Genomic DNA, 4,218 nt, shown 5'->3' on the forward strand with positions numbered 1-4,218 from the left:
CGAGCGCGAACGACGCACAGACGATAGTGGAACTCGCCGAGGAGACCGAATTGAAACCGGAGACGGTGACGGGTGCGGTCTTCGAACTCGAAGACGAGGGACTGCTATCGATCGACGAACGAACCGAGGAATCCGTCTCGCTGACCGAAGAGGGCGAGGAGTACGCCGAGGACGGACTGCCGGAAATCGCCCTCTACGAGGCGGCCATCGACGCCGGGGCTGACGACGATTCCATTCAGATGGGCCAAGCCATCGGCCAGTCGGGACTCGGCGGTCCGCAGGTGAACATCGCTCTCTCGAACTACGCCCGGAAGGGGTACGGGACCATCGATAGCGGCGAAATCACCGCCGACCCCAACGCGGACCCGGACGAGGACGACGAAGCGAGCGCGCTCTCGGCGCTCGCTTCTGGAGAATCAGTCGAGGATGCTGACGTACTCGACCAGTTGGAGAGTCGCGGCCTCGTCGAGCGCTCCGAATCGACGGTTCGCTCCGTGACGTTGACCGAGGCGGGCGTCACCGCGATGATGGAAGGTATCGAAGCGGCCGAGACGGTCGGCCAGCTAACTCCAGAATTGCTCACGACCGGTGAATGGCGCGACGTGGAGTTCGCCGAGTACAACGTCGCGGCCGACGCCGAGCGAGTCGACGGCGGGAAGGTTCACATCCTGCGCCAGACGGCGAACCGCGTCAAGGACGTACTCGTCGGGATGGGCTTCGAGGAGATGAACGGTCCGCACGCGGACGCGGACTTCTGGATCAACGACTGTCTGTTCATGCCTCAGGACCACCCGGCGCGCACCCACTGGGACCGGTTCGCGCTGTCGAACCCCACCGAAATCGGGGACTTGCCGGAGGACCTCGTGGAGCGCGTCCACAGCGCGCACCTCGAAGGTGTCGGCGAAAATGGCGAGGGATATCACTCGCCGTGGGACGAGGATTTCGCGCGAGCAATCGCGCTTCGCGGGCACACCACCTCGTTGTCGATGCGATACCTCTCGGGCTACGCGCAGGGCGAGTTGGAACCGCCACAGCGCTTCTTCAGCGTCGAAAAGGTGTACCGCAACGACACGCTCGACCCGACTCACCTGCTGGAGTTCTTCCAGATCGAGGGCTGGGTGATGGCCGAGGACCTCTCGGTTCGTGACCTGATGGGCACGTTCGAGGAGTTCTACGCCCAGTTCGGGATCACGGACATCCAGTTCAAACCGCACTACAATCCGTACACGGAGCCGAGTTTCGAGCTGTTCGGTAACCATCCCGAAACGGGTGAACTCATCGAAATCGGGAACAGCGGGATGTTCCGTCCCGAGGTGCTCGAACCCCTCGGCGTCGAGTGCGACGTGATGGCGTGGGGTCTCGCCTTGGAACGCCTGCTGATGTTGATGTACGGCTTCGAGGACATCCGCGACGTCCACGGGACGCTGTGTGACCTCGAACTGCTCCGCGACGTGGAGGTGATTCACTGATGCCAACTGTCGATGTCAACCCCGACGAACTGCGACAACTGACCGGTCACGACGAAAAGAGCGACGACGAACTCAAGGAGGACATGTTCGGCCTCGGTCTGGAGTACGAGGGCGACACGGAGGACGGCGACATGCAGTTGGAGTTCGCCCCTGACCGCCTCGACCGTCTTTCCATCGAGGGTGTCGCGCGCTCGCTTCGCTACCAGTACGGCGACGACAGCGGCGTTTACGTCCCGAAGCTGAACGACGCGGACTGGACCATCGAGGTGGACGAGAGCGTCCCCGAGGAACGCCCCTACGTCACCGGTGCGGTCGTCCGCGGCGTGAACCTCAGCGAGGACGCGCTCGACTCGCTCATCCAACTGCAGGAGAAACTCCACGCGACGATGGGTCGCAAACGTGCGAAAGGTGCCATCGGGATTCACGATTTGACGATGCTCAAGGGGAGTTCGGCCACCGAGGAGGGCGGCAACTCCATTCGCTACGTCGGCGTCGACCCCGACGGCGACCGGTTCGTGCCGCTCGACGCGGACGCCGAGATGACGCCCGACGAAGTCCTGCGTGCCCACCCGACCGGCGAGAAGTACGCCGATCTAGTCTCGGAGTACGACCGCTACCCGGCCATCTACGACGACATCGGTCTGTTCTCGTTCCCGCCGGTGATCAACGGCCGCCGGACCGAGGTCGAAGCCGACTCGCGCAACCTGTTCGTCGAACTCACCGGAACCGACCAGTGGACCATCGACAAGATGTGTGCCATCATCTGCTACGCGCTCGACGCCCGCGGCGGCACCATCGAGGAAGTCGAAGTCGAATACGACGACCGAACGCTGGTCCGACCGAACTTCGAGGTGACGACCAAGGAGGTCACCCACGACCGTATCGAGACCCTGCTCGGTATCGAGTTCACCCCGGACGAAGTGCTGGACCTGTTGGCCCACTCCGGCCTCTCCGGCGAAGCCGAGGAGACCGACGACGGGGGCGTCGTCTACGAGGTGGAAATTCCGCCTTACCGCGTGGACGTGCTCCACCCCGTAGACATCGTGGACGACATCGGCCGCGCATACGGCTTCAACGACCTCTCGCCCCGCTACCCTGACGTGGGGACGGTCGGTGGCCGACACGAGCGCTCGCAACTCGAAGACGCAGCGCGCGAGGTTCTCGTCGGTCTCGGCTTCGAGGACCTGCTCAACTTCCACATGATCAGTGAGGAGGAGAACTTCGAACGCATGCGTGTGGAACCCAGCACCGACGTCGTCGGCGGGGGCACTCCGGCGACCATCAAAAACCCCTACAGCGAGGATTACACCATGCTCCGAACGTGGGCGCTTCCCTCGCTCATGATGGTGCTGGAGAACAACACTCACCGCACGTACCCGCAGGACCTCACGGAAATCGGTCTGGCGGCGGCGGTTGACGACTCGGAGAACACGGGCGTCGCCGAACACCGGACCGTGGCTGGCGTCCTCGCGCGCTACGACGCCTCCTACGAGGACGCCAAGGCGCGTCTACAAGCCATCGCTCGCAACTTCGACGTCACCCTCGAAACGCCGCCGACGGAGCACCCGTCGTTCATCTCCGGCCGTGCGGCCGCCGTCGTCCTCGACGGAGAGACGGCCGGAATCGTCGGCGAAATCCATCCGGAAGTGCTCGTTGAGCACGACCTGGAGGTTCCGGTCACCGGATTCGAGTTCCGGCTGGACGCACTAGAGTAACGACTAACTCCTTTTCGTGTGGCGGTTTTTCTATGAACTACGAATTTCGTCCTATCACAGTGGACGATGTGCGCGCCATCGTCTCGTGGCACTACGACCCGCCGTACGATTTCTACGACATGGAAAGCGACCCCGAGGACTTGGCGCGGTTCACGAATCCGACTAACTGGGACGACAAGTACGCGGTGTTCGGTGCGGATGACGAACGCGTCGGCTTCTTCTCGTTCGAATTCTCGGATGGCACGCTCGAAATAGGGCTCGGAATGTGTCCCCACCTCACTGGACGAGGCAACGGACGGTCGTTCGTCGAAGCCGGGTTGGCGTTCGCTCGGAAGGAGTACGACCCCGAGCAGTTCTCCCTCGCCGTCGCGACGTTCAACGACCGCGCGATTTCTGTCTACGAGAAGGTTGGATTCGAGCGCGTCGAGGTGTTCGTACAGGAAACCAACGGTGGGGAGTACGAATTTCTCGAAATGCGGCGTGATGCCTGACGAGTGATTCTCTACGAAAGGTCCGTTCCTATGGCGTCCTCGATACTGTCGTAGCCGTCCCGATCGAGGAGCTCCAGCAGTCCTTCGTTGATATCTCGGGCAATCGACGGCCCTTGATAGATGAGACCGGTGTACAACTGGACGACGTGTGCACCTGCACGAATCTTCTCGTACGCGTCCTCGGCGGTGAAGATTCCCCCCACACCGATGATCGGCACGTCCACCCGTTCGGCGGCGAATCGAATCATCTCCGTTGCACTCGTTTGGATCGGCATTCCCGATAGCCCGCCATCTTCGTCGCGGTACTCGCTGCGGAGCGTTTCGGGACGGTCGGTCGTCGTGTTCGTGGCGATGACGCCATCCAACCCGAGTTCCGTTACGAGGTCGAGTGCGTCCGCTATCGCTGGCTCCGGCAGGTCCGGCGAGAGCTTCACGAGTAACGGACTCGCGCCTGCATCCTGTAGCGTCGTCAAGATCCGTTCGAGATTCTCGCGGTTCTGTAGTTCACGTAGACCGGGCGTGTTCGGACTGGAGACGTTCACG

The 4,218-nt window shown here is 62.4% G+C and carries 3 protein-coding genes and 1 pseudogene; 3 read left to right on the top strand and 1 reads right to left on the bottom strand.

The window, feature by feature from the left end:
• The 3 genes from WBV42_RS03115 to WBV42_RS03125 all read left to right on the top strand — a co-directional run.
• On the top strand, positions 1-1,469 hold a 1,469-nt coding region (locus WBV42_RS03115; RefSeq protein WP_423984738.1), incomplete at its 5' end, for a phenylalanine--tRNA ligase subunit alpha.
• On the top strand, positions 1,469-3,184 hold the full coding sequence (pheT, locus tag WBV42_RS03120) for a phenylalanine--tRNA ligase subunit beta (RefSeq protein ID WP_423984739.1): 1,716 nt from the start codon (positions 1,469-1,471) through the stop codon (positions 3,182-3,184). The genes WBV42_RS03115 and pheT, both read left to right, overlap by 1 nt.
• A 32-nt stretch (positions 3,185-3,216) precedes the next feature.
• Positions 3,217-3,675, top strand: a complete 459-nt coding sequence (locus tag WBV42_RS03125) for a GNAT family N-acetyltransferase (protein WP_423984740.1) — start codon at positions 3,217-3,219, stop codon at positions 3,673-3,675.
• A gap of 11 nt (positions 3,676-3,686) precedes the next feature.
• Here WBV42_RS03125 and WBV42_RS03130 read toward each other — a convergent pair.
• A pseudogene (locus WBV42_RS03130) lies at positions 3,687-4,218 on the bottom strand (quinone-dependent dihydroorotate dehydrogenase); the annotation flags it as partial.

The sequence above is a fragment of the Haladaptatus sp. genome (assembly GCF_049589095.1).
Lineage (GTDB): Archaea > Halobacteriota > Halobacteria > Halobacteriales > Haladaptataceae > Haladaptatus.

Excerpts from the sequence above, each read along its gene's own strand:
- pheT (WP_423984739.1), top strand. The coding sequence starts at position 1,469 with ATGCCAACTGTCGATGTCAACCCCGACGAACTGCGACAACTGACCGGT.
- WBV42_RS03125 (WP_423984740.1), top strand. The coding sequence starts at position 3,217 with ATGAACTACGAATTTCGTCCTATCACAGTGGACGATGTGCGCGCCATC.